This window comes from Amycolatopsis sp. NPDC003865, from assembly GCF_053605345.1.
The window spans coordinates 170,211-190,956 of sequence record NZ_JBSGJA010000003.1; the positions used below are offsets into that span (position 1 = coordinate 170,211).

Here is a 20,746-nt window from a genome sequence, read left to right on the forward strand (position 1 = left end):
GTGAGACACAGCGCGAAGCGGCCGCCGTCGGTCGTGGACCGCGTCCTCGACCTGCTGGGCGCGTTCACGGCCGAACGGCCGCGGCTCACGCTGTCCGAACTCAGCCGCCGCGCCGGGCTGCCGCTCTCGACGACCCACCGGATCGCCGGCGAACTGACCCGGCGCGGCGCGCTCGTCCGCGACGAAGCAGGCGGCTACCGCGTCGGGCTCTGGCTGTGGGAGGTCGCGTCGCTCGCCCCGCACGGCGCCGAGCTGCGGGAGAGCGCGATGCCGTTCCTCGAGGACCTCTACGAGGCCACGCACCAGAACGTGCAGCTCGCGGTGCTCGACGGGCCGGAGGTCGTCTACGTCGAGCGCATCTCCGGCCGCGGCGCGGTCAACGTCCTGACCCGCGTCGGCGGCCGGTTGCCCGCGCACGCCACCGGCGTCGGCCAGGTGCTGCTCGCGCACGCCCCCGCCGAGGTGCAGGAGGAGGTCCTGGCCGGGCCGCTCAAGACGTTCACGCCGAAGACGGTCACCGCGGCCGCGCAGCTGCGGCGCGTGCTGGCCGACGTCCGCCGCGACGGCTACGCGATCAGCGACGGCCAGGTCGAGCTCGTCTCCCTTTCGGTGGCGGCTCCGGTCCACGACTCGACGGACGAGGTCGTCGCGGCCATCTCCGTGGTCGTCCCGGCCGAGGGAACGGACCCGCGGACGCTGGTCCCGGCCGTCCGGGCCGCCGCGCGCGGCATCTCGCGGGTGCTCGGGGCGCCCCGGGCGCTGCGGTCCTCAGGCGACTCCTCGACGGCTTGAGACGCTTGTGGTCGGATGGCAGGCATGGGTGCACAGAACACGGTCCTCGTCGTCGGAGCGGGGCAGAGCGGGTTCCAGGCCGTCGCGTCGCTGCGGGACCGCGGCTTCGACGGCCGGGTCGTGCTGATCGGGGACGAGCCGGGTGTGCCGTACCAGCGGCCGCCGCTCTCGAAGGCCTACCTGGCCGGGACCGCCGGACTGGAGCAGCTCCACCTGCGCGGCGAGGACTTCTTCACGGAGAAGGACATCACGCTGTTCGGGGGGCGGGTCGCCGCGATCGACCGGCCCGCGTCGAAGGTCCGCCTCGAAGACGGCACCGAACTGGCCTACGACCACATGGTTCTGGCCACCGGCGCGCGCAACCGGACGCTGCCCGTGCCCGGCGCGGACCTGCCGGGCGTGCTGACCCTGCGCACCCGTGACGACGCCGACAAGCTGCGCGAATCACTGGCGGGCGCGGAGAACGTCGTCGTGGTCGGCGGCGGGTTCATCGGGCTGGAGTTCGCCTCGCACGCCGGCCGTCCGGTGACGATCGTCGAGGCCCAGGACCGGCTGCTCAACCGCGTCGCGACGCCGGAGATCTCCGCCTACTTCGCGGCGCTGCACCGCGAAGCCGGGCACACCGTCCTGCTCGGCCAGGGCGTCTCGGCGCTGCACGGCGACTCGCGAGTGCGTGAGGTCGAGCTGTCCGACGGCACCCGGCTGCCCGCCGACCTGGTCGTGGTCGCCGTCGGCGTCGTGCCGGAGACGACGCTCGCCGCCGAAGCCGGCCTTCCCGTGGACAACGGCGTCGTCGTGGACGAGCACTTGCGCACCGCGGACCCGCGGATCTTCGCGATCGGCGACTGCGCCAACTTCCCGTGCGTGCAGGCGGGCGCGGCGACCCGGCTGGAGTCCGTGCAGAACGCCGTCGACCAGGCCCGCTGCGTGGCCGCGGCGATCACCGGCACGCCGGAGCCGTACACGAGCCTGCCGTGGTTCTGGACCGACCAGGCGGGCGCGAAGCTGCAGATCGCCGGGATCCTGTCCGGCGCCGACAAGACGGTCGTCGCGGGTGACCGGGCCGCGGGCAAGTTCTCCGTGCTGTCCTTCCGGGACGACGTCCTCATCGCCGTCGAGTCGGTCAACCGGCCGGCGGACCACATCGCCGCGCGGCGCCTGTTCACCGCCGACCCGAAACCCGCGTACGCGGACCTCGAAGCGAGCGCGTTCGACCTGAAGGCGCACCTGAAGACGCGGGCGGCGTGATGCGCACCCAGGTCGCCGTCATCGGCGCCGGCCCGGCCGGGCTGCTGCTGTCCTTCCTCCTGCACGAAGCCGGGATCGACTGCGTGGTGCTGGAAGCCCGCGACCGCGAGTACGTCCGGCAGCGCGTGCGGGCCGGGGTGTGCGAACAGCCGACCGTCGAGCTGCTGACGTCGCTGGGCCTCGGCGACCGGCTGGCCGCCGAAGGCATGCCGCACGAGGGCCTGTCGCTGCGGTTCGACCGCGCCGACCACCGGATCGCGCTGACCGAGCTGACCGGACGGCGCATCACCGTGTACGGCCAGCAGGAGATCGTCAAGGACCTCATCGACGCCCACGAGGCCCGCGGGTGGCCGATCTCCTACGAGGTCTCGGCCGTCACTCTGTCCGATGTGGACACAGCGCGGCCGGTCGTGCGCTACCGGGACTCCGACGGGGTTTCGCGGACCATCGACTGCGACGCCGTGGCGGGCTGCGACGGCTTCCACGGCAGCTCGCGTCCGTCCATCGCGGACAGTTTGACCGTGTACGAGCGCGAATACCCGTTCGCCTGGCTCGGAGTCCTGGCGCAGACCCCGCCGTCGCACCACGAACTCATCTACGTCCACCACGAACGCGGGTTCGCGCTGCACAGCATGCGGACGCCGGAGATCACCCGCCTCTACCTCCAGGTCGATCCCCACGACGACCTGGCGAACTGGTCCGACGACCGGATCTGGGCGGAGCTGACGGCCCGCCTGGAGGTCGAGGGCGAATTCACGCTGCGGGAAGGCCCGATCCTCGACAAGGGCATCACGCCGATGCGCAGCTTCGTCGCCGAGCCGCTGCGCCACGGCCACCTCTTCCTGGCCGGCGACGCGGCCCACATCGTCCCGCCGACCGGCGCGAAGGGCATGAACCTGGCGATCGCCGACGTCCGGGTGCTGTCCCGGGCCCTGGAAGCGCTGCTGCGCGGGGACGAGTCCCTGGCCGCGGCCTACTCGGACACCTGCCTGCGCCGGGTCTGGCGGGCCGAGCACTTCTCGTGGTTCATGACGACGATGCTGCACACCGACCCGCACGCCGACGGCTTCGCTCGGCAGCTGCAGCTGTCGCAGCTGCGCTACACGACGTCGTCGCGCGCGGCGGCGACCAGCTTGGCCGAGAACTACGTCGGGCTGCCGTTCGCCTGAGATCGTCAACCCACGGTTGACGCGGTGAGTGCGTCAACCTACAGTTGACGGCATGACCGAACCCACCCAGATCAAGCTCGACGACCTCATCAGCGCGATCAAGAGCAACAACGAAAAGGACGCCCTCGCCCAGCTGACCGACGCCGTGTACGTGGGTCAGCACCTCGGCGAGGTTGCCGACCACCTCATCGGCCACTTCGTGGACCAGGCCCGGCGGTCCGGGGCGTCCTGGACCGACATCGGCGCCAGCATGGGCGTGACCAAGCAGGCCGCGCAGAAGCGGTTCGTGCCCAAGGTCGATCCGGGCGGCGACCCGTCCGGGACGATCGAGCGCGTCTACGGCCGCTACACCGACCGGGCGCGGCACGTCGTCGTCGAGGCCCAGAAGGCGGCCGTCGAGCACGCCAGCCCGGAGATCGACACCGTGCACATCGTGCTGGGCCTGCTGACCGAGCCCGCCGCGCTGGCGGCCGGGGCGATCCTGGCCCAGGGCGTGCAGCTGGACGCCGTCCGCGAAGCCGCCGAAGCGCGGCTGCCCGAGCCGGTCGACCCGGTGCCCAACGTGGTCCCGTTCTCCGCCGCCGCCAAGAAGACCCTCGAGCTGACCATGCGTGAAGGCCTGCGGCTCGGGCACAACTACATCGGCACCGAGCACATGCTGCTGGCCCTGCTGGAACAGGGCGAAGGCAGTGGCTTCGAGGTGCTCGACGGCCTGGGGGTCAAGAAGGACAAGGCCGAGGCGAAAATCGTGGAGGTGCTGGCGGAACTCCTCGCCGCCCGGGGGCAGTGAGGCTCCTGCTGGCCGCCGCGCTGCTCGCGGTGGTCCTGGTGACGCTGCTCTGACCGGGTGGGACCAGGGGGTCTTCCCGGCCAGAGCAGCGGCCGGTCAGGCTTCGGACTCCGGGCGGCCGTCGGCGGCCCAGGCCGTGTGGAACGAGCCTTCGCGGTCCACCCGGCGGTAGGTGTGGGCGCCGAAGAAGTCGCGCTGGCCCTGGACCAACGCCGCCGGCAGCCGGTCGGCGCGGAGGCCGTCGTAGTACGCCAGCGCCGTCGAGAAGCCCGGCGTCGGGATGCCGAGCTGGACCGCCGTCGAGATCACCGAACGCCACGAGTCCTGCGCGTCCTCGACCGCCTTGCGGAAGCCGCCCGAGGTGAGCAGCGTCGGCAGCTGCGGCTCCTCGGCGTAGGCGGAGGTGATGTCGTTGAGGAACTTCGCGCGGATGATGCAGCCGCCGCGCCAGATCGAGGCGACCTTGCCGAGGTCGATGTCCCAGCCGTACTCGGTCGCGCCTGCCTGGATCTGGTTGAAGCCCTGCGCGTACGCGACCACCTTCGACGCGTACAGCGCCTGCTCGACGTCGTCGGCGAAGCGCTCCAGCGACGACCCGGACAGCGGAGCCGCCGAAGGGCCGCCGAGCCCGCGGGCCGCCGCGCGCAGCGGCTTGGACCCGGACAGCGAACGCGCGAAGACGGCTTCGGCGATGCCCGAGATCGGGACACCGAGGTCGAGGCCGATCTGCACCGTCCAGCGTCCGGTGCCCTTCTGCTCGGCGGCGTCCTCGACGATGTCGACAAACGGCTTGCCGGTCGCCTGGTCGACGTGCGCGAGCACCTCGGCGGTGATCTCGATCAGGTAGGAGTCGAGCCGCCCGGTGTTCCAGGTGCGGAACACGTCGGCGATCTCGGCGGGGGAGTAGCCGCCGGCGTGGCGCAGCAGGTCGAACGACTCCGCGATCAGCTGCATGTCGGCGTACTCGATGCCGTTGTGCACCATCTTGACGAAGTGGCCGGCGCCGTCCGCGCCGATGTGCGTGCAGCACGGCTCGCCGTCGACCTTCGCCGAGATGTCCTCGAACAGCGGGCCGAGCGACTCGTACGACTCCTTCGAGCCGCCGGGCATGATGCTCGGCCCGTGCAGCGCGCCTTCCTCGCCGCCCGAGACGCCGCTGCCGACGAAGTGCAGGCCGCGTTCGCGCAGCGCCTTCTCGCGGCGGCGCGTGTCGGCGAAGTGCGCGTTGCCGGCGTCGATGATCACGTCGCCCTCTTCGAGCAGCGGCGCGAACTCCTCGATGACGGCGTCGGTCGGGCCGCCCGCCTTGACCATGATCACGACCTGGCGCGGCCGCTCCAGCGCGTTGACGAACTCCTGCGCGGAGTACGCCGGGATGAAGTCGCCCTCGTCGCCGAACTGCTCCACCAGCGCGCGGGTCCGCTCCTCGGACCGGTTGTGCAGGGCCACCGTGTGGCCGTGCCGGGCCAGGTTGCGGGCCAGGTTGCGGCCCATGACCGCCAGGCCGGTGACCCCGATGCTCGCCTTCTTGCTCATCCGCATCCTTCCGAAGTCTCGCTCGATTCAGACACTAGTCCGATCGAGCCGCTAAGGAAGGCCACGGAGCGACGGCTCACTCAGTTCAGGAGAAGCAGCGGATCGGGCCCTTGTTGAAGGCGAGCATGTCGGTGATCGCCGCGACCAGGTCGATCTGCGCGCCCCACTCGGCGCCGTCCAGCTCGGCGTACGCCCGGTGCAGGTTGCCCGGCAGCCGCTCCTGCTCGCTCAGCGCCGCGAACTCGCCCAGGTCCGTCTCCTTCGCTACCTCCAGCGGCGACAGCCCGGCGGCCTTCCCGCGTTCGGCCGTCCGCTGGACGAAGGCCAGGTACCGGTCGACCGTGTCCACCACGTCCAGGCCGCACGGCCCGCCGTGACCGGGCAGGATCACTTCGGGAGACAGCTCCCGGATGACGTCGAGGCCTTTGCGCCAGCCCGCCACCGAGCCCATCAGCGCGAACGGGCTGCCGCCGTGGAACACCAGGTCACCGGCGTAGAGCACGCGCTGCTCCGGCAGCCAGACCAGGACGTCGTTGGTCGTGTGGGCCGCGTGGCCGGGGTGGATCAGCTGCACCTCGACGTCCCCGGCGTAGAGGGTGAGCCGGTCGTCGAACACGACCTCCGGCGGCCGGGGCCGCAGCTCGCCCCAGTCGCTGCCGACGAAGACGCCCTCGTAGGTCTGGATGCCCTCGGCGACCAGCAGCTCGCGCGTCTTGCGGTGGCCGATCACCGTCGCGCCCTCGACGAGGTAGTTGCCGTTGGTGTGGTCACCGTGGTGGTGGGTGTTGACCAGCGTCGTCACCGGGCTGCCGGTGGCGGCTTCGACCGCGGCGAGCAGCGCCCGCGTCCGTCGCTCGGTCGAGCACGTGTCGATGAGGACGGTGTGGTCGCCGGCGTCGACGACGCCGCAGTTGTTGATGTACCAGGAGCCGTCCGGCTGGACGTAGCCGTGGACCTGGTCGGCCAGCCGGGTGACGGTGGCGGCGGAGGGCGAGCGATCGGTCACGGCGCCCACTATGCCCCAGGCCGGGCTCCGCCGGTTGGCCGAATAATTCGGAATTTCGCTGGTCCAGGCGAGTGATTGCGCAGGTGACTGGCATTCCGCGCCGTTTCCTGGAACGCTGCGCGGTGTCATCATCGAGATCCGCAAGGTGAAGCACTAACCTGGGTGGGTTCGATAGTTCGCGTGCGACGGCGGCCGGTGGCCGTCGTCGCTTGGTAGTGGTCCGGGAGAGCAGGGCGATGGCCAGCACCGTCACCTCGCGCCGGAAGCAGCTCGGCAACGAGCTCCGGCATGCCCGCACCGCGGCGCGGATGACACAGCAGCAGGTCGCCGAGGTCCTCGGCTGCACCCAGGGCAAGGTCAACAAGATCGAGTCCGGTGCCGTCGGGGTGAAGCTCGGGGATGTGCGATCCATGCTGAACGCGTTCGGGATCAACGGCGAAGAGGCCGACACGCTGATGAACCTGGCGCGGGCCGCCGCCGGGCAGCGCGGCCACTGGTCCGGCTACCGCTCGGTGGTGCCGCACTGGTTCCGCACCTTCACCGACCTGGAACCCGCCGCCGCGGAGATCCTCACCTGGCACGGTGAGCGCATCCCGGGCCCGCTGCAGTCCGAGCACTACATGCTCAAGCAGTTCACCGAAGCCGGCGCGACGGACGTGACGTCGCTGGTCCGCAACCGCCTCGACCGCAAGGCGGTGTTCGAGCAGCAGCAGCCGCCCTACTACCGCTTCATCATCAGCGAAGGCGCGCTGCGCCGGGCGCCGGGCGGGTACGCGCCCGCGGTGATGCTCGACCAGGTCGAGCACCTGCTCTCCCTGGAGAAGCACCCGCGCGTCTACGTGCACGTACTGCCGTTCGGCGCGCGGCTGGCCGCGGTGCCCAACGACTTCACGATCATGCGCTTCCCGGACCGCACCCGGGACTTCGTCTACATCGAGCACTCCGCCGGCGGGCTGTACCTCGACGACGTCAAGGACTTCAACATCTTCGTCGACTCGTGGGACCGGCTGCGTGGAGCCGCGCTCGAGCGGCAGGAGACGCGGCAGTTCCTCAAGGAGCTTGCGGAGGGTTACCGCGCCCAGATGCAGCAGCTCCAATAGGGCGAACGGCGGTCCGAGGTGTCGAGGGCCGTGAACAACTTTCGGTAGAGTCGGTCTGTTGCACTGGAATCCACCGGAAGTTTCGCCCGAAGGGGACATCGTGGACCCCGACTTCCTCCCCGACGCCGTCGACCTCGACCGGCCGAACGTGGCGAGGATCTACGACTGGGCACTCGGCGGCACCGCGAACTGGGCGGTCGACCGGCAGTACGGCGAGCTGGCCGTGAAAGCGTTTCCGCTGGCGAAGACCCTCGCGCGCGGCAACCGCGACTTCCTCGGCCGGGCCGTGCGCTACTGCCTTTCCGAAGGCATCACGCAGTTCCTCGACCTCGGCTCCGGCATCCCGACCGCCGGCAACGTCCACGAGGTGGCCGACGAGTACGCCGACGACAGCCGCTGCGTCTACGTCGACAACGAGCCGGTGGCCGTCGCGCACGGCCGGATCCTGCTCGACGAGGAAGGCGACCCCGAGCGCCACGCCGTCCTGCACGCCGACCTGCGCGACGCCGAAGAGGTCTGGGACGCCGCGCTGGCCACCGGCGTGCTCGACCCCGACCGGCCGATCTGCCTGCTCAGCGTGGCCGTGCTGCACTTCCTGCCGGACGTCACCGGCGTCCGCGAAGCCATCCGCGACTACCGGACGCTGCTGGCACCCGGGTCGGCCTACGTCCTCTCGCACGCGACCGAGTCCGGCGTCGAGGGCGACGAACTGGCGCAGATCCGCAAGCTCGTGAAGCTGTCCGAGCGGTCGAGTTCGCCCGCGGTGTCCCGGACGCTCGACGAGATCGCCGCGTTCTTCGGTAACTTCGAGGTGGTCGAGCCGGGAATCGTGCCTGTGGGAGAGTGGCGTCCCGAGCCCGGCGCCGCCACGGTCCCCCTCGCGAGCGTGGTCGGCGGTGTCGGCCGCAAGCCTGGAGGATGGACATGACCACGCAGGATCCCGAGGCCCCCGAAGGCGTCGACCTCGAGCGGCCGAACGCGGCCCGCATCTACGACTGGTTCCTCGGCGGCGACGCCAACTGGGCCATCGACCGGCAGTTCGGCGAGCAGGCGGTCAAGACGTTCCCGATGATCAAGACCGTGGCCCGGGTCGGCCGCGACTTCCTCGGCCGCGGCGTCCGGTACCTGGCCCGCAACGGCATCGACCAGTTCCTCGACCTCGGCTCGGGCGTGCCGACGGTCGGCAACGTCCACGAAGTCGCGACGGCGGTCAACCCGAACGCGCGGTGCGTGTACGTCGACAACGAGCCGGTCGCGGTGGCGCACTCGCAGATCCTGCTGGAGAAGGAAGGCGTCGCGGACCGGCACGCGGTGCTGCAGGGCGACCTGCGCGACCCGGCCGACATCTGGAAGCGCGCGCTCGACACCGGCGTCCTCGACCCGAACCGCCCGATCGGCCTGATCATCGTCGGTGTCCTGTACTTCCTCGGCGAGGACGAGCCGGTGGCCCAGACCATCCAGAAGTACCTGTCGCTGCTGCCGTCCGGCTCGTACTTCCTGTCCTCGCACCTGACGAGCGACGGTCTCGAGAACATGGCCGACTCCGAGAGCCGCGAGTCGATCATGGCGCAGTACAACAAGTCGAGCACGCCGCTGCACCTGCGGTCGCGCGAGGAGTTCACGACGTTCTTCGAAGGCCTGGAGCTCGTCGAGCCGGGCATCGTCTACCTGCCGGAGTGGCACCCGGAGGAGATGGAGTCCAAGGCGACGAAGAAGCTCGCGAACGACCCGGCGTTCGTCGGCCACATCTGCGGCCTCGGCCGCAAGCCGTGACGGCCGCCTACGACGCGGTCGCGGAACAGTACGCCGAGTTCGTCCGCGACATCTGGGACGACGACCCGCTGGACCGCGCCGCGTGGACGGCGTTCGCCGACCACGTGCGCGGCCGCGGCCCGGTCGCCGACGCCGGGTGCGGACCGGGCCACCTGACGGCGCACCTGCGTTCACTGGGGGTCGACGCGTTCGGCGTCGACGTGTCTTCCGCGATGGTTTCCCTGGCGCGGGAGGCTCATCCGTCGTTGCGGTTCGAAGTCGGCTCGATGGCGGCGCTGGACGTGCCCGACGCGTCACTCGCGGGGATCCTGTCGTGGTACTCGGTGATCCACGCGCCCCCGGCGGAGGTGCCGCGGTACTTCGCCGAATTCACCCGGACGTTGGCGCCCGGCGGTCACGTTCTGTTGGGGTGCTTCGAAGCCGGAGAGGTTTCGTCGTTCGACCACAAGGTGACGACGGCGTACGCGTGGCCGCTGGACTCGCTGGCCTCGATGGCCGCCGCCGCGGGGCTGGCCGAGGTGGGCCGGATGTACCGGGAGCACGTCGAGGGGGAGCGGCCGCTGCGTCAGGGCCGGCTGTTCCTGCGGAAACCGTAGCCCGGAAACGGCAAGAGCCCCGGTCCCATCAGGGAACCGGGGCTCTTCTGTGGTGGTACGGCAGTTCGGGCTTTCAGGCCCGCGAGCCGATCCGGCCGCGCAGCAGCGGCGTCAGGTCGATCGCGGTCTCCAGCGGGCGCGTGGTCCGGACCCCGTCCGAGTAGCGCTGCAGCGGGAGGTCCTGGTCCGTCGCCCAGGTCGTCGTCTTGCGCAGCGGTGCCTGGATCAGGCTGAACCCGAAGCGGTTCCGCAGCTCGTTCCCGATTCCCCGGCGGCCACGGTGCTCTTCCTCGCGGCGGAACAGCGAGTTCATTCGGACGGCCATCGGTCACACCCCCTGCTCTGGTCGCGGTGGCAGTACCGGGAAAGCGCTTCCCGGTCTTCGATTCGGACCAGCTCGTTCGTGCGACGGCCGGCGCCCGGTCGGCGGGCCGTGCCCGCGCTCGGTGGCGCGCTGTCCTCGACGATCACGCTGATCCTCCCCCATGAGGTCCTGCGGTGGTGGTTTGTCGGTCGTCAGCCAGTGGCCTGCGTTCGGGGACCGCCCGCCGCATGCAGGCAGTCATTCACCGACACCAGCGCCCCGGCCGATGCGATTAATCCTACTCCTGGAATAATCTTCATGTCGAGGCCGGACCTAGTTGATCACCCGCTTGGCCGTGCGGCGTACTCCATTGAGACACTGAGTAGCCGGACGCGGGTACGTTCGACCAGGTCGCGGCCGCGCCCCCCATCGACGCTCGGAGGTACGACCCATGGCGGATTATCCGTCGTTCGCGGATTACGATCCGAACACGGCCGTGTCCCTGTTCGAAGAGGCGGCCTGGGAAAAGTCCTTCGCCAGCGAGCCCAACGGCGGTAGCTGCGTCGAGGTCAACCTCGGCCGCGAAGGCCTGATCGGCGTCCGCGACACCAAGCTCGCCACCAGCCCCGTTTTCGTGTTCGACACCGCCGAGTGGGAAGCGTTCCTGGTCGCCGTGAAGGCCGGGCAGTTCGACCTGCCCGCCTGAACCCTCCCCTGCGCGGGTGATCATGATCACCCGCTCGTGTGCAGTAATCGCGAAGGCCCCCTTCCCGTCCTCAACGGAGAAGGAGGCCTTCGCGACGGCGTGGATACGCTTGAGTGCCGAATGTGAGGGCAATCTCACCCGATTGCCGGAAGCTCGCCCCCGCGCAGCCGGCTTCGCGTCCGGCGCCAGGCCACCACGACCAGCACCACGAGCCCGAGCAACGGCAGCGTGCTGATCGCCCAGCTCAACCCCATCGGCGGCCCCGGCTGCTCGAGCACCGGCAGCGCGCGCAGCTCGCCGGTGCCGGACCCCGCCGGACCGTTGACGGTGAAGCGGAACGTCCACTCACCCGGCCGCGGCATCGAGCGGACGTCCAGCCCCCAGACGTCCCGCTTGCGCGGGTGCCGCACGAGTGGCTGCGCCCGGCGCTGCGCGCCTTCGGGGCCGAGCATCATGAGCGTGCCGGACTTGTCCTCGATCCCGCCGTCGGGGATGAACGTGAAGTCCAGTGACTGCATGGCCTTCAGCGGCCAGGTGCTGAAGCCGACCGTCAGGCCGTACGGCCCGGCCTGCACGCGCTCGGTGTGCACGATGTTGACCGGCTCGTAGGCGTTCGCCGGTGCCGCGGTCGCGAACAGCAGTCCGGCGACGGCGGCCAAGGCGAGAAGTGTCTTACGCATCGGCGGTTTCCCCCTTCTTCGCGGGCGCCAGCAGGCACAGCATCCCGCCGAACCGCCACCCGGCGAACCCGCCGAGCAGCCCGAACAGGCCGGCCAGGACGGCCGTCGTCGTCAGGTACCAGGCCGGCGGCACGTGCGCGCCGGTGTAGAGCAGGCTGCGCTGGATCGGCAGGCTCAGCCCGATCAGCAGCCCGGCGATCCCGCCGACGACCGTGGACACGCGGCCCGGGCGCCACGCCCGGCGCCGGCCGGCGAGGAACCCCAGTTCCATCAGCGCGGCCACCGGCAGCAGCGCCAGCGGCGTCAGCGACGGCATCTCCGGCACCCCGGAAATGGCGTCCCGCAACGGCAGGTCGACCAGATCCGCGTACGCCTTGGCCGCCCACGGCGAGAACCACCAGAAGACGCCCTGGACGGCCAGTACCAGCGCCGCGGTGCCGGCCGCGCCACCGGGCCGCCGCAGGAAACCCGCGCCGACCGTGACCAGCAGCACCGCCATCATCGAGCAGCCGATCGAGACGGCGTCGGCGTAGTCGTCGGGCACCTGCTGCAGCCCGAGCGCGAGCACCGGCCCGAAGGTGAGCAGCACCGTCAGCGACGCCAGCGTCCCGATCCGGCCCCAGCGGTGCTCGCGCGCCGCGGCGAACACCGCGGTCGTGCCGATCAGCGACACCGTGATCGACAGCAGCAGCCCGATGTGCGGCGGCGAGTCGATCACCGCGTCGAAGCCGTAGAGCCCGTGCCACCACTGGTCCCACAGGCCGTACAGCAGGAACGTCGCCGCGCCGACGCCCGAGACCAGGTACCCCAGCGGGGCCGCGAACGTCCTGCCGAACACGTTGACCACGCGCCCGCCGACCCGCGGGTCGACCGGACGGCCCGCGCGCCGCGCCGCCGTCGTCAGCAGCACGACGGCGAGGCTCGCCAGCCCGACCACCGCGCTGCCCGCGTACAGGAACAGGTGCGGCAGCGTGAAGAACGTGTCCGGCCCGACGTCGCTGTGCCACTGGATGTCCCAGGTCAGCCCGACCAGCGACAACAACGACCCGCCGAGCACCACGTTCGCCGGCAGCAACCCCGTTCGCGCCTGTTTCGCCACCGGCGTGGTGCGCACGCCGGATGCGGTGAGATCCATTCCCCCGAACCTTTCTACTTGACGAGCAACGGAAAAACGACTTGGGCGGGCCCGCCGGGGCCGCGCAGCGACACGGTGATCTCCCACTGCCCGGACATCGGCAGCCCGACCCCGGTGGCCCGGAACCGGCCGGGCCCTTCCGCGACGGCCTGGACCGCCGGGAACGCGTGCCCCATCTGCGCCATGACCGGCGCGACCGTGACGGCCTCCGGCGCGGGCCCGGTGACGGCCACGCCGAACGCGTTGCCGCCGACGCGCGGCTCGTCGGCGGAGAACCGCACGGTGTACGGCCCGGAAACCGCTTGCTGCGTAGAGGCTTTCGCGCTGCCGCCCGGCCAGAGCAACCAGGTGGCACCGGCCGCGACGAGCAGGGCGACCACGGCGATCAGCAACGTCGGGCGTCTCATCGGGCGGCTCCTGTCGTCGGGACGTCCACCACGGCGGGGATCGTGAGCACGCGGTAGCCGCGTTCGGCCTGCAGCCAGATCCGGTACCGGCCGGGCGCGGCGAACGTGTAGGTGAAGCTGACGTCCGGGCCGTACGCGGCCACGGTTTCGTCCGGGCGGTCCACCTGACCCGCGACCGGCGGGATCATCGCGTGGACGTGCGCCCACGTGGGTGCCTTCGCCGCGCTTTCCCCGACGGGCCCGGTGATCGGCCCGGCGATGATGAGGTGGCCGAGCATGCCCAGCCACGGCTGCAGGTCCTGGGTCGCGAAGTGTGCGGTGATGGTGGTCGGCGTGCCGGGGGTGACGGTGAGGTCGACCGCCGTGCCGTCGACCGTCCGCGGGCCGGCGCCGGCCGGTTCGGGCGCCGGCGCGGCGGTGCCGGTCAGGTCCACAGTGGACCGGACGAGCTGCACCCCGCCGCCGCGCCGCACCAGCTCGGCGGCGACCGCGTACGTGCCGGCTTCCGGATCGGCGACGCGGACGCGGTAGCCGCCGGGGCCGACGCGCACCGGGTGCAGGTGGCTCATCCGCCCCGACGGCGACACCAGCACCAGGTGCACGAGTGCGTTGTCGTGGATCAGCAGGTCGTCGACCGGGCGGCCGGTGGCGCCGTCGGTGAAGTCCAGCTTCAACCCGCCGGGTTCGGTGTGCGCCGCCAGGTTCACCGGTGGCCGCGAGTAGTCCACTGTGGACAACTGCGCGGTGGCGTACGGGTCGGTGACGTTGTCGAACGTCGGGTCGAGCAGGCTGCCGGGCGCGGGCGGCGGGGGAGTGCTCGCCGACAGCAGTGCGCCGGTGACCGCGACGGCGATCGCGGCGACCGCCCCGCCCGCCGGCACCAGCGCGAACGCCGTCCGCTTCGCCCGGAGGCCGACGACCAGCGCGAGCAACAGGAACACACCCGCGGCGACGAACCCGCCGTAGGTCGCCTTCTCCCACGGCGGGACGACCCGGGCGGGCACGATGAACGGGATCGTCGCGGCCGGGCCGGTGCCGTCGCTCAGCGAAAGTTCCCACGGACCCGGCTTGCCGACCTCGAGATTTCCCGCGTACACGCCGGGTTCGGCGCCGAGCACGACGTCGGTTCGCGCGCTCGTCACGCCGTCGGCCGCGACGGCCAGGTGCAGCGTGCCGGGCGGCGAGCCCCGGTGCGTCACGACGTCGACCCGCAGCGGCGACGGCGTGACGTCGACCCGGCGGATGATCACGGTCAGCTCGCGCGCGCCGAGGGTCTGCGCGACCTGGACGTCGGTGCCGGACGGCGCGCCGTCGGCGTGCGCGGTCCCGCCACCGGCCGCGATCCCCAGCACGGCCAGCAGCATCAGCAAGAACACTCTTGGTTTGGTCCCCATCGTGGGTCCGAACCTAGCGACGGCGGTGGGTGGCGGGCGTCACGGCGGGGAGGGAACTCCGGTCCCCAGCGCGGGGGACCGGAGCCCCCAGGGGTCTCAGGGGCCGAGGAATTTCCGCAGGTGAGCGACGACTTCTTCGGGCTGTTCCTCGGGCAGGAAGTGGCCGCACTCGGCCAGCGCTTCGCCGGTGACGTCGTGCGCGTACTCCCGCCAGATCTCGAGCGTCGGCAGGGTGCCGAGCAGGCCGTTCGCGCCCCAGAGCGCGAGAAGTGGCTGGGTCACGCGCTTTCCGGCCTCGAAATCGGCGTCGTCGAGCTCGGCGTCGTCCGGGAAGGAGGCGCGGTAGTCGTCGAAGCCGGCCCGCAGGGCGCCGGGCTGGGAGAAGGCGCGGACGTACTCGGCTTGCGCGTCGGCGTCGAGCGCGTGGCGCTGGTAGGTCCAGCGTTCGAAGAAGTAGCCGAGGTAGGCGGCGATGTCCCGGCCGGCGAGGAGCTCCGGCAGGTCGGGCTGGAGGTGGAAGAGCCAGTGCCAGTAGGCCTTCGCGATGCCGGTGTCGAGGCGCTGCCACATCGCGCGGGTCGGGGCGATGTCGAGGACGGCGACGCGGTCGACCTGGTCGGGGCGGTCCAGAGCCCAGCGGTGCGCGACCCGGCCGCCGCGGTCGTGGCCGACGACGGCGGTCTGCGCGAAGCCCAGGTGTTCGGCGAGTGCGGCGACGTCGGCGGCCATCGTGCGCTTGTCGTAGCCGGTCCGGGGTTTGTCGGTGCGGCCGTACCCGCGCAGGTCGGGGGCGATGACGGTGTGCGTTTCGGCGAGCGGTGCGAGGACTTTGTGCCAGCAGTGCGACGTCTGCGGCCAGCCGTGCAGGAGGAACAGCGGCGGGCCGTCGCCGGCGCGCTGGTAGTGCATCCGGAGTCCGTTGACCGTGGCCTGCTCTTCTAACCGGTTCATAGGGTTAGACGGTAGCCGTCCTTCTAACTGTCGGCAACGGTTAGAATGAGGACATGGAGTGGGCTTTCGACGGCGGACGGCCGTGCCTCGACCTCGTCAACACCCTGCGTTCCCGCTACGCCGACGGTGTGGAGCTGCTGACCGGGCCCGACGCGCTGGCGGAGTGGCTCTCACGGGCGGGCTTCACGACGGGACCGGTGCCGGTGACGGCGGGGAACGTGCTGGCGGCGAAGGCCCTGCGCGAGGCGATCGACCGGGTCCTGCTGCCGCCCGAGGTGCCGGACAAGATGGACATCGAGCTGGTGAACAACGCGGCGGCGTCGGCCCCGGCACCCCCGCCGAGGCTGGTGCTGGTGGACGGCCGCCTGCGCCGCGAGGTCCCGGCCCCGAAGGACCCGGTGGCCACGGCGTTCGCGGCCCTGGCGGCGGACGCGATCGACTTGGCGACAAGCGACGCCGAGGTGCGGGTGTGCGCGGCCGACGACTGCGGGATCCGGTTCTGCGACGCGTCTCCGCGGCGGAACCGGCAGTGGTGTTCGATGTCCCGCTGCGGCAACCGGGCCAAGGCCCGAGCCCATTACGCGCGAGTCAGTGGCCGCGAGGAGTAGAGGCCGAGCCGGGGCCGTTGCCGCCGACCAACCGCTCGTACACCCGTGGGTTGGCGCGCAGCCACACGTTCAGCTTGCCGATCCAGCGCATGTGTGCCGTGCGCACCCCCGCCGGGATCGGGGTGGCCAGGATGCGTACCAGCCGGGCGAATCGCAGGAACCGGCGCTGGTCGGCAACGGTCCACTGTAGATTCAAGCGGTCGCGGAAAGTGGGGGGCAAAGTGGCCCGGAGCAGGAACATCTGGATCCGGCCGTGCCACCGCCACCACGAGTCCGGCAGCCACCGCACCGGCTTCGGGACCGTCCGGATCGTCTCGAAGAGCTGGTCTATCGTCGGATTCCCGGAAAACCCGGCCACCATCGAGTCGTAGTACCGCTCGAACGCCGCCCAGTCCGGCGGCAGGTCCCGGGCTCGCACCCCGAGCATCCGCCCGACGTCGCACATCTGCGCGTAGTACTCCTCAAGCTCCGAAGAGGACAGTGGCCGTCCGAAGAACCGTTGCGCGTCAACCGGAACCTTCACCAGAGTCGCGTGCACCCACGCGTACGCCAGCGGATCCAGAGCGCTGTAACGACGGCCCGAGGCGACACCCGTGAACGACCGGTGCAACGCCCGCAACCGATCCGCCTCGAAACGCGCGCCGGCGGCACCGCCGTACACGTAAATCGACAATGACGCGCCCGTCCGCATCAGCCGCGTCCACGGGTCCGACGTGTAGTCCGAGTGGTCCCGCACTCCGGCCGCGACCACCGGGTGCGCGACCTGCAGCACCAGCACCTGCCCCGCCAGCAGCCCGTCGCGGAAGTCGCCGAAGTACTTCCACGCCGCCGTGCCGCGGACGATCGGGCGGTCCATCAAGCCCCGCGGAGCAGCATCATCAACGGCTCGGCCACCGGCGTGTCCGTCTCGCCCGTCGCCAGGCGGCGCAGCTGCAACCCCGCGATCAGCGCGACCACCGGGCCGGCGAGCCGGTCCGGGTTCGGGACGCCGAGGGCCGTCAGGATCGTCACGGCCAGCTCGTCATACGCCGCGAAGCACCGCGAAGACGCTTCCTGCAGTTCAGGATCCCGCGCCGACTGCAAGTACAGCTCGTGCGCGCCCAGCTCGTCCGCGCCGAAGGGCAGCTGCGCGATCACGTGCTCGACCACCGACGCCGCCTGCTCGACGCTCAGCCCCTCGGAGCGGTAGCCGTCGACGATCGCGCCGAGCTTCGCCGTCTCCTCCTCGACGAACAGCAGCATCGCTTCGCGCAGCAACGCCGTCTGGCTGGGGAAGTGGTAGGTCAGCGTGCCGAGGGAAACGCCCGCGGCGGCGACGATCCGGCGGTTCGTCAGCCCGCCGACACCGTGCTCGCCGACGACGGTCAGCGCGCCGCGCAGGATGGCGTCCCGGGTGCTTACCAGCTTGTCTCGGGATGCCGCTCCGGCCACCGTTCGACCTCTTCCAGTTGCGCGGCGAGCGAAACCAGCCGCTCCTCGGCGTGCGACGGGCCGAGCAGCTGGGCCCCGAGCGGGAGCCCGCCGGCCGTGAGCCCGGCCGGGACGTTGATCCCCGGCCAGCCCAGCACGTTCCACGGCCAAGCGTACGGGCAGGCGGCGATCATGGCCTGGTCGGTCTCCCAGCCGGACAGGCCATCGAACGTGCCGATCGGCGGCGGCGGGGTCGCGGTCGTGGGGGTCAGCAGGACGTCGACGCGGCCGAACACCGAGCCGATCCGCCGGTGCAGTCCCGGCTCCAGCGCGCGGGCGAGCCGCAGTGCGGGGCCGGCCAGGAGGCGGCCGTGGCCGGCGTTGCTGCGCGTGCGCTTGTCGAGCCCGGCGCGGTCGGGCACCCGCAGCGTCCAGTCGCGGACGCCGGAGAGCGAGCGCGGCAGGAACGTCAGGCCGATCAGCCCGTAGTCCGGTTCGACCTCGACGATCTCGTGGCCCAGCCCGGCGAACGACTCGGCGAGCCGGCGCACGGAAGCTTCGACGACCGGGTCGAGCCGCGTCTTGGTGGCGGTGAACGGGATCCGCGTCGACAGCCCGATCCGCAGCCGGCCCGGTTCGCGCGCGGCGGCGGTCCGGAAGGTGCGGCCGGTGTCCGCGACGACGTCCAGCAGCAGGGCGGCGTCCTCGACGGTCCGGGCGAGCGGGCCGAGCACGGTCAGGCCGTGGAACAGCTCGCCTTCGGTCGGGATCCGGCCGCGCTGGGTCTTGATGCCGACGAGCCCGGTCCACGCGGCCGGGATGCGCACCGAGCCGGCGCCGTCGGACCCGAGCGCGGCCGCGATGGCCCCCGACGCCACCGCGGCCGCGCTCCCGCCCGAAGAACCCCCGGGGGTGTGGCCGGGGTGCCACGGGTTGCGCGTCACGCCGAAGGCCGGGCCCTCGGTGAACGGCCACTGGCCCAGCTCGGGGGTGTTCGTCTTGCCGATGATCACAGCTCCGGCCGCGCGCAGCAGCGCGACGGCGGGCGCGTCGGCCGTCGCGCACGGGAACTCCCCGGCGCAGCCGAACGACGTGGGGAGGCCGGTGATGTCGACGTCGTCCTTGATCGCGACGGGCACGCCGAGCAGCGGTTTCCGTTCGCCGGCCCGCAGCTGCCGGTCCGCCTCGGCCGCCTCGGCGAGCGCCGCGTCGTCACGCAGGTGCTTGAACGCGTTGAGCGTGGGCTGGCTGGCGTGCGCGCGGCCGAGCGCGGTCGCGGTCAGCTCGGCGGAGGTGGCTTCTCCGGCGGCGAGCTGCGCGGCCTGCGCGGTGAGACCGGTGAAGTCCAGGCTCGTGGCGGTCATGGCACCTCCCAAGGCTCTCGTTCGTTCGAACGAACGTTACCGGATACCGGCGGTTTTCGGCCACCCTTGCGGCAGACTGAGGTCCATGACGTTCGACTTCGCCGGATTCCCCGACGCCGCGCTGGCCGCGATCCCCCGTGTCGACCTGGGCGGCTGGCCGACCCCGCTGCACGAGGTGCCCCGGCTCGGCGAAGCCCTGGGCCTGCGCAACCTCTGGCTCAAGCGCGACGACGTCCACCCGCTCGGCGCCGGCGGCAACAAGCTCCGCAAGCTGGAATACCACCTCGGCGCGGCCAAGGCGGCCGGCGCCGACACCGTCATCACCTTCGGCGCGCTCCAGACCAACCACGGCCGCCAGACCGCCGCCGCGTGCGCGAAGCTCGGCCTGCGCTGCGAACTCGTCCTCACCGCGAAGGTCCCGCGCGAGGGCGAAGCCTACGAACGCGGCGGCAACCTGCCGCTCGACAAGCTCTTCGGCGCGACCGTCCACGTCTGCGCCGACGGCGAGCAGACCGGCCGCACGTACGACCGCTTGATCGCCGAAGCCGCCGCGGAGGGCCGGAAGGTCTTCACCGTTCCGATCGGCGGCTCCAACGACCTCGGCGCCCTCGGGTACGTCAGGGCGACCCACGAACTCGCGAAGCAGCTCGAAGAACGCGGTGTCGAACGCGCCCACCTCGTCGTCCCGCACGCCAGCGGCGGCACCGCGGCCGGCGTCGCGCTGGCCACCGCGCTCCTCGGGCACCTCGGCGTCGGCATCGCCTGCGTCAGCCACCCGCTCGACGAAGCGACGGAAAACCTGCGGGAGCTGGTCGACGGCGCGGCCAAGCTGCTCGGCGTCGAACCGCCGTCGCTCGCGCACACGAAGCTGGGCGACTCCACGCTCGGCCCCGGCTACGGCATCCCGACCGACGCCGTCTGGAACGCGCTACGGCTTTTCGGCCGCACGGAGGGGGTCGTGCTCGATCCCGTCTACACCGGCAAGGTGGCCGCCGCGCTGGTCGAATGGGCCGGCCACTTCGCCCCGGACGACCACGTGGTGTTCCTGCACACCGGCGGCATGCCCGGCCTGTACGGCTACGCGCCCGAATTCGCGGCGGCCGTCGAAGGCTGACTCCAGCCGGGTCGCGACCCGCAGCAGCGTGAGCAGCAGGACGACGTCGGCGAGCAGCAGCAGCCGCTGCGTGACGCCGATCGGGACCGCGTCCGAGATCTCCCGGAACGGCTCGACCCCGGCCTCGCTCAGCCGCACGAACACGAAGCTGAGCGCGAACAACCCGAACGCGGCCGCGCTCAGCCGGATCGCCTTGACGACGGCCGCGCGTTCGGGGCGCCCCCGCAGCGATTCCAGCAGCGAGATCGCGGCGCCCGGCAGGCTGAGGAAGGCGACCAGGCACGCGTAGAGGTGGATTTCGCCGCTCACCGGGTCCGGCGCCTCCGGGTAGCTCGCCGGGAACACCGCGGCCGCGGCCATCCCGAGCGACCACAACGCCAGCAGCAGCCGGGTCGTGCGCGACAGCGGCACCCCCGCCGCGTGCAGCGCGCCGAGCACCGCCAGCGAGCCGATGGCCAGCGACAACACGCTCGCGGCGAGCATGCCGTCGCCGCGGTCGGTCACGGTGTAGCTCGACAGCGTGTCGTACACCGGGTTGCGAGAGCTGATGATGTGCAGCACCACCGCCGTGAACAGCCCCCAGCCGATCGCGCCCAGCGCCACCAGCCGCCACGGTCTCGTGCGCTTCCCCTGTTCCGTCCCCATGCTCTCCAGGTTCTCGGA

22 protein-coding genes and 1 pseudogene are annotated in these 20,746 nt (G+C 71.6%); 11 read left to right on the plus strand and 12 right to left on the minus strand.

Features of this window, described 5'->3' with window-relative positions:
• From ACWEVP_RS09365 to ACWEVP_RS09380, 4 genes are read left to right on the plus strand one after another with little or no spacing between them, the layout of a single operon-like run.
• Complete coding sequence (locus ACWEVP_RS09365; RefSeq protein WP_452062115.1) at positions 1 to 792, plus strand: IclR family transcriptional regulator; 792 nt, start codon at positions 1 to 3, stop codon at positions 790 to 792.
• Between the two features lie 24 nt (positions 793 to 816).
• Complete coding sequence (locus ACWEVP_RS09370) at positions 817 to 2,040, plus strand: NAD(P)/FAD-dependent oxidoreductase (protein ID WP_452062116.1); 1,224 nt, start codon at positions 817 to 819, stop codon at positions 2,038 to 2,040.
• On the plus strand, positions 2,040 to 3,209 hold the full coding sequence (locus ACWEVP_RS09375) for a 4-hydroxybenzoate 3-monooxygenase (RefSeq protein WP_452062117.1): 1,170 nt from the start codon (positions 2,040 to 2,042) through the stop codon (positions 3,207 to 3,209). The genes ACWEVP_RS09370 and ACWEVP_RS09375 overlap by 1 nt, the downstream gene beginning before the upstream one ends.
• A gap of 52 nt (positions 3,210 to 3,261) precedes the next feature.
• A complete protein-coding gene (locus ACWEVP_RS09380; RefSeq protein ID WP_452062118.1) occupies positions 3,262 to 3,999 on the plus strand; it encodes a Clp protease N-terminal domain-containing protein in 738 nt (245 codons plus the stop codon).
• 96 nt (positions 4,000 to 4,095) lie between these two features.
• Here ACWEVP_RS09380 and gndA read toward each other — a convergent pair whose 3' ends face one another.
• Together gndA and ACWEVP_RS09390 are read right to left on the minus strand one after the other, a co-directional pair.
• A complete protein-coding gene (gene gndA, locus ACWEVP_RS09385) occupies positions 4,096 to 5,535 on the minus strand; it encodes an NADP-dependent phosphogluconate dehydrogenase (protein WP_452062119.1) in 1,440 nt (479 codons plus the stop codon).
• An 85-nt stretch (positions 5,536 to 5,620) separates the two neighbouring features.
• The gene (locus ACWEVP_RS09390) at positions 5,621 to 6,541 is read right to left on the minus strand and encodes an MBL fold metallo-hydrolase (protein WP_452062120.1); all 921 of its coding nucleotides are present in this window, start codon (positions 6,539 to 6,541) and stop codon (positions 5,621 to 5,623) included.
• Positions 6,542 to 6,777: 236 nt separating this feature from the next.
• Here ACWEVP_RS09390 and ACWEVP_RS09395 point away from each other — a divergent pair, with 236 nt between their 5' ends.
• The 4 genes from ACWEVP_RS09395 to ACWEVP_RS09410 all read left to right on the plus strand — a co-directional run bounded on the left by ACWEVP_RS09395 (position 6,778) and on the right by ACWEVP_RS09410 (position 10,010).
• Complete coding sequence (locus tag ACWEVP_RS09395; RefSeq protein ID WP_013222333.1) at positions 6,778 to 7,641, plus strand: helix-turn-helix domain-containing protein; 864 nt, start codon at positions 6,778 to 6,780, stop codon at positions 7,639 to 7,641.
• A 100-nt stretch (positions 7,642 to 7,741) separates the two neighbouring features.
• A complete protein-coding gene (locus tag ACWEVP_RS09400) occupies positions 7,742 to 8,569 on the plus strand; it encodes an SAM-dependent methyltransferase (RefSeq protein WP_452062121.1) in 828 nt (275 codons plus the stop codon).
• On the plus strand, positions 8,566 to 9,414 hold the full coding sequence (locus ACWEVP_RS09405) for an SAM-dependent methyltransferase (protein ID WP_452062122.1): 849 nt from the start codon (positions 8,566 to 8,568) through the stop codon (positions 9,412 to 9,414). The genes ACWEVP_RS09400 and ACWEVP_RS09405 overlap by 4 nt, the downstream gene beginning before the upstream one ends.
• Positions 9,411 to 10,010: a class I SAM-dependent methyltransferase gene (locus tag ACWEVP_RS09410; protein WP_452062123.1), complete on the plus strand. Its 600-nt coding sequence runs from the start codon at positions 9,411 to 9,413 to the stop codon at positions 10,008 to 10,010. The genes ACWEVP_RS09405 and ACWEVP_RS09410 overlap by 4 nt, the downstream gene beginning before the upstream one ends.
• Positions 10,011 to 10,083: 73 nt before the next feature.
• Here ACWEVP_RS09410 and ACWEVP_RS09415 read toward each other — a convergent pair whose 3' ends face one another.
• Entirely contained in the window at positions 10,084 to 10,335 is a 252-nt protein-coding gene (locus ACWEVP_RS09415) for a hypothetical protein (protein WP_086675662.1), read from the minus strand.
• Between the two features lie 430 nt (positions 10,336 to 10,765).
• Between ACWEVP_RS09415 and ACWEVP_RS09420 the strand changes: the two genes are divergently transcribed.
• A complete protein-coding gene (locus tag ACWEVP_RS09420) occupies positions 10,766 to 11,020 on the plus strand; it encodes a DUF397 domain-containing protein (RefSeq protein ID WP_364461084.1) in 255 nt (84 codons plus the stop codon).
• A gap of 134 nt (positions 11,021 to 11,154) precedes the next feature.
• Here the strand turns inward: ACWEVP_RS09420 and ACWEVP_RS09425 are convergent, their stop codons facing one another.
• The 5 genes from ACWEVP_RS09425 to ACWEVP_RS09445 form a co-directional block, all read right to left on the minus strand.
• On the minus strand, positions 11,155 to 11,700 hold the full coding sequence (locus tag ACWEVP_RS09425; RefSeq protein ID WP_452062124.1) for a hypothetical protein: 546 nt from the start codon (positions 11,698 to 11,700) through the stop codon (positions 11,155 to 11,157).
• Positions 11,693 to 12,835 carry a hypothetical protein gene (locus tag ACWEVP_RS09430; protein ID WP_452062125.1) on the minus strand — a complete coding sequence of 381 codons (1,143 nt, stop codon included), beginning with the start codon at positions 12,833 to 12,835 and terminating at the stop codon, positions 11,693 to 11,695. The genes ACWEVP_RS09425 and ACWEVP_RS09430 overlap by 8 nt, the downstream gene beginning before the upstream one ends.
• Before the next feature lie 14 nt (positions 12,836 to 12,849).
• Complete coding sequence (locus ACWEVP_RS09435; RefSeq protein ID WP_452062126.1) at positions 12,850 to 13,242, minus strand: FixH family protein; 393 nt, start codon at positions 13,240 to 13,242, stop codon at positions 12,850 to 12,852.
• Entirely contained in the window at positions 13,239 to 14,636 is a 1,398-nt protein-coding gene (locus tag ACWEVP_RS09440; RefSeq protein WP_452062127.1) for a hypothetical protein, read from the minus strand. The genes ACWEVP_RS09435 and ACWEVP_RS09440 overlap by 4 nt, the downstream gene beginning before the upstream one ends.
• A gap of 96 nt (positions 14,637 to 14,732) precedes the next feature.
• Complete coding sequence (locus tag ACWEVP_RS09445; protein WP_452062128.1) at positions 14,733 to 15,587, minus strand: alpha/beta fold hydrolase; 855 nt, start codon at positions 15,585 to 15,587, stop codon at positions 14,733 to 14,735.
• A gap of 53 nt (positions 15,588 to 15,640) precedes the next feature.
• On the opposite strand from ACWEVP_RS09445, the gene ACWEVP_RS09450 reads away from it, so the two are divergent.
• Positions 15,641 to 16,195 carry a CGNR zinc finger domain-containing protein gene (locus ACWEVP_RS09450; RefSeq protein WP_452062129.1) on the plus strand — a complete coding sequence of 185 codons (555 nt, stop codon included), beginning with the start codon at positions 15,641 to 15,643 and terminating at the stop codon, positions 16,193 to 16,195.
• Here the strand turns inward: ACWEVP_RS09450 and ACWEVP_RS09455 are convergent.
• Genes ACWEVP_RS09455 through ACWEVP_RS09465 form a run of 3 tightly spaced genes read right to left on the minus strand, consistent with a single transcriptional unit; the run spans position 16,176 to position 18,969 of the window.
• The gene (locus tag ACWEVP_RS09455) at positions 16,176 to 17,051 is read right to left on the minus strand and encodes an oxygenase MpaB family protein (RefSeq protein ID WP_452062130.1); all 876 of its coding nucleotides are present in this window, start codon (positions 17,049 to 17,051) and stop codon (positions 16,176 to 16,178) included. The two genes, ACWEVP_RS09450 and ACWEVP_RS09455, sit on opposite strands and share 20 nt — an antisense overlap.
• Positions 17,051 to 17,626 (minus strand): TetR/AcrR family transcriptional regulator, encoded by a 576-nt coding sequence (locus ACWEVP_RS09460; RefSeq protein WP_452062131.1) that lies wholly within the window; start codon positions 17,624 to 17,626, stop codon positions 17,051 to 17,053. The genes ACWEVP_RS09455 and ACWEVP_RS09460 overlap by 1 nt, the downstream gene beginning before the upstream one ends.
• Positions 17,593 to 18,969, minus strand: coding sequence for an amidase (locus ACWEVP_RS09465; RefSeq protein WP_452062132.1), 1,377 nt, complete (start codon positions 18,967 to 18,969; stop codon positions 17,593 to 17,595). The genes ACWEVP_RS09460 and ACWEVP_RS09465 overlap by 34 nt, the downstream gene beginning before the upstream one ends.
• Before the next feature lie 85 nt (positions 18,970 to 19,054).
• Between ACWEVP_RS09465 and ACWEVP_RS09470 the strand changes: the two genes are divergently transcribed.
• Complete coding sequence (locus ACWEVP_RS09470; protein WP_452062133.1) at positions 19,055 to 20,083, plus strand: D-cysteine desulfhydrase family protein; 1,029 nt, start codon at positions 19,055 to 19,057, stop codon at positions 20,081 to 20,083.
• Between the two features lie 81 nt (positions 20,084 to 20,164).
• Here the strand turns inward: ACWEVP_RS09470 and ACWEVP_RS09475 are convergent.
• Positions 20,165 to 20,728 (minus strand): annotated as a pseudogene (locus tag ACWEVP_RS09475) (DUF998 domain-containing protein); the annotation flags it as partial.
• Positions 20,729 to 20,746: the final 18 nt, after the last annotated feature.

What these genes read in the sequence shown, in the direction of transcription:
- ACWEVP_RS09445 (WP_452062128.1), bottom strand. Translation starts at nt 15,587, where the DNA reads ATGAACCGGTTAGAAGAGCAGGCCACGGTCAACGGACTCCGGATGCAC.
- ACWEVP_RS09455 (WP_452062130.1), bottom strand. Translation starts at nt 17,051, where the DNA reads ATGGACCGCCCGATCGTCCGCGGCACGGCGGCGTGGAAGTACTTCGGC.
- ACWEVP_RS09465 (WP_452062132.1), bottom strand. Translation starts at nt 18,969, where the DNA reads ATGACCGCCACGAGCCTGGACTTCACCGGTCTCACCGCGCAGGCCGCG.
- ACWEVP_RS09420 (WP_364461084.1), top strand. Translation starts at nt 10,766, where the DNA reads ATGGCGGATTATCCGTCGTTCGCGGATTACGATCCGAACACGGCCGTG.
- ACWEVP_RS09415 (WP_086675662.1), bottom strand. Translation starts at nt 10,335, where the DNA reads ATGGCCGTCCGAATGAACTCGCTGTTCCGCCGCGAGGAAGAGCACCGT.
- ACWEVP_RS09370 (WP_452062116.1), top strand. Translation starts at nt 817, where the DNA reads ATGGGTGCACAGAACACGGTCCTCGTCGTCGGAGCGGGGCAGAGCGGG.
- ACWEVP_RS09470 (WP_452062133.1), top strand. Translation starts at nt 19,055, where the DNA reads ATGACGTTCGACTTCGCCGGATTCCCCGACGCCGCGCTGGCCGCGATC.
- ACWEVP_RS09440 (WP_452062127.1), bottom strand. Translation starts at nt 14,636, where the DNA reads ATGGGGACCAAACCAAGAGTGTTCTTGCTGATGCTGCTGGCCGTGCTG.
- gndA (WP_452062119.1), bottom strand. Translation starts at nt 5,535, where the DNA reads ATGAGCAAGAAGGCGAGCATCGGGGTCACCGGCCTGGCGGTCATGGGC.
- ACWEVP_RS09405 (WP_452062122.1), top strand. Translation starts at nt 8,566, where the DNA reads ATGACCACGCAGGATCCCGAGGCCCCCGAAGGCGTCGACCTCGAGCGG.
- ACWEVP_RS09380 (WP_452062118.1), top strand. Translation starts at nt 3,262, where the DNA reads ATGACCGAACCCACCCAGATCAAGCTCGACGACCTCATCAGCGCGATC.
- ACWEVP_RS09425 (WP_452062124.1), bottom strand. Translation starts at nt 11,700, where the DNA reads ATGCGTAAGACACTTCTCGCCTTGGCCGCCGTCGCCGGACTGCTGTTC.
- ACWEVP_RS09430 (WP_452062125.1), bottom strand. Translation starts at nt 12,835, where the DNA reads ATGGATCTCACCGCATCCGGCGTGCGCACCACGCCGGTGGCGAAACAG.
- ACWEVP_RS09375 (WP_452062117.1), top strand. Translation starts at nt 2,040, where the DNA reads ATGCGCACCCAGGTCGCCGTCATCGGCGCCGGCCCGGCCGGGCTGCTG.
- ACWEVP_RS09450 (WP_452062129.1), top strand. Translation starts at nt 15,641, where the DNA reads ATGGAGTGGGCTTTCGACGGCGGACGGCCGTGCCTCGACCTCGTCAAC.
- ACWEVP_RS09395 (WP_013222333.1), top strand. Translation starts at nt 6,778, where the DNA reads ATGGCCAGCACCGTCACCTCGCGCCGGAAGCAGCTCGGCAACGAGCTC.
- ACWEVP_RS09435 (WP_452062126.1), bottom strand. Translation starts at nt 13,242, where the DNA reads ATGAGACGCCCGACGTTGCTGATCGCCGTGGTCGCCCTGCTCGTCGCG.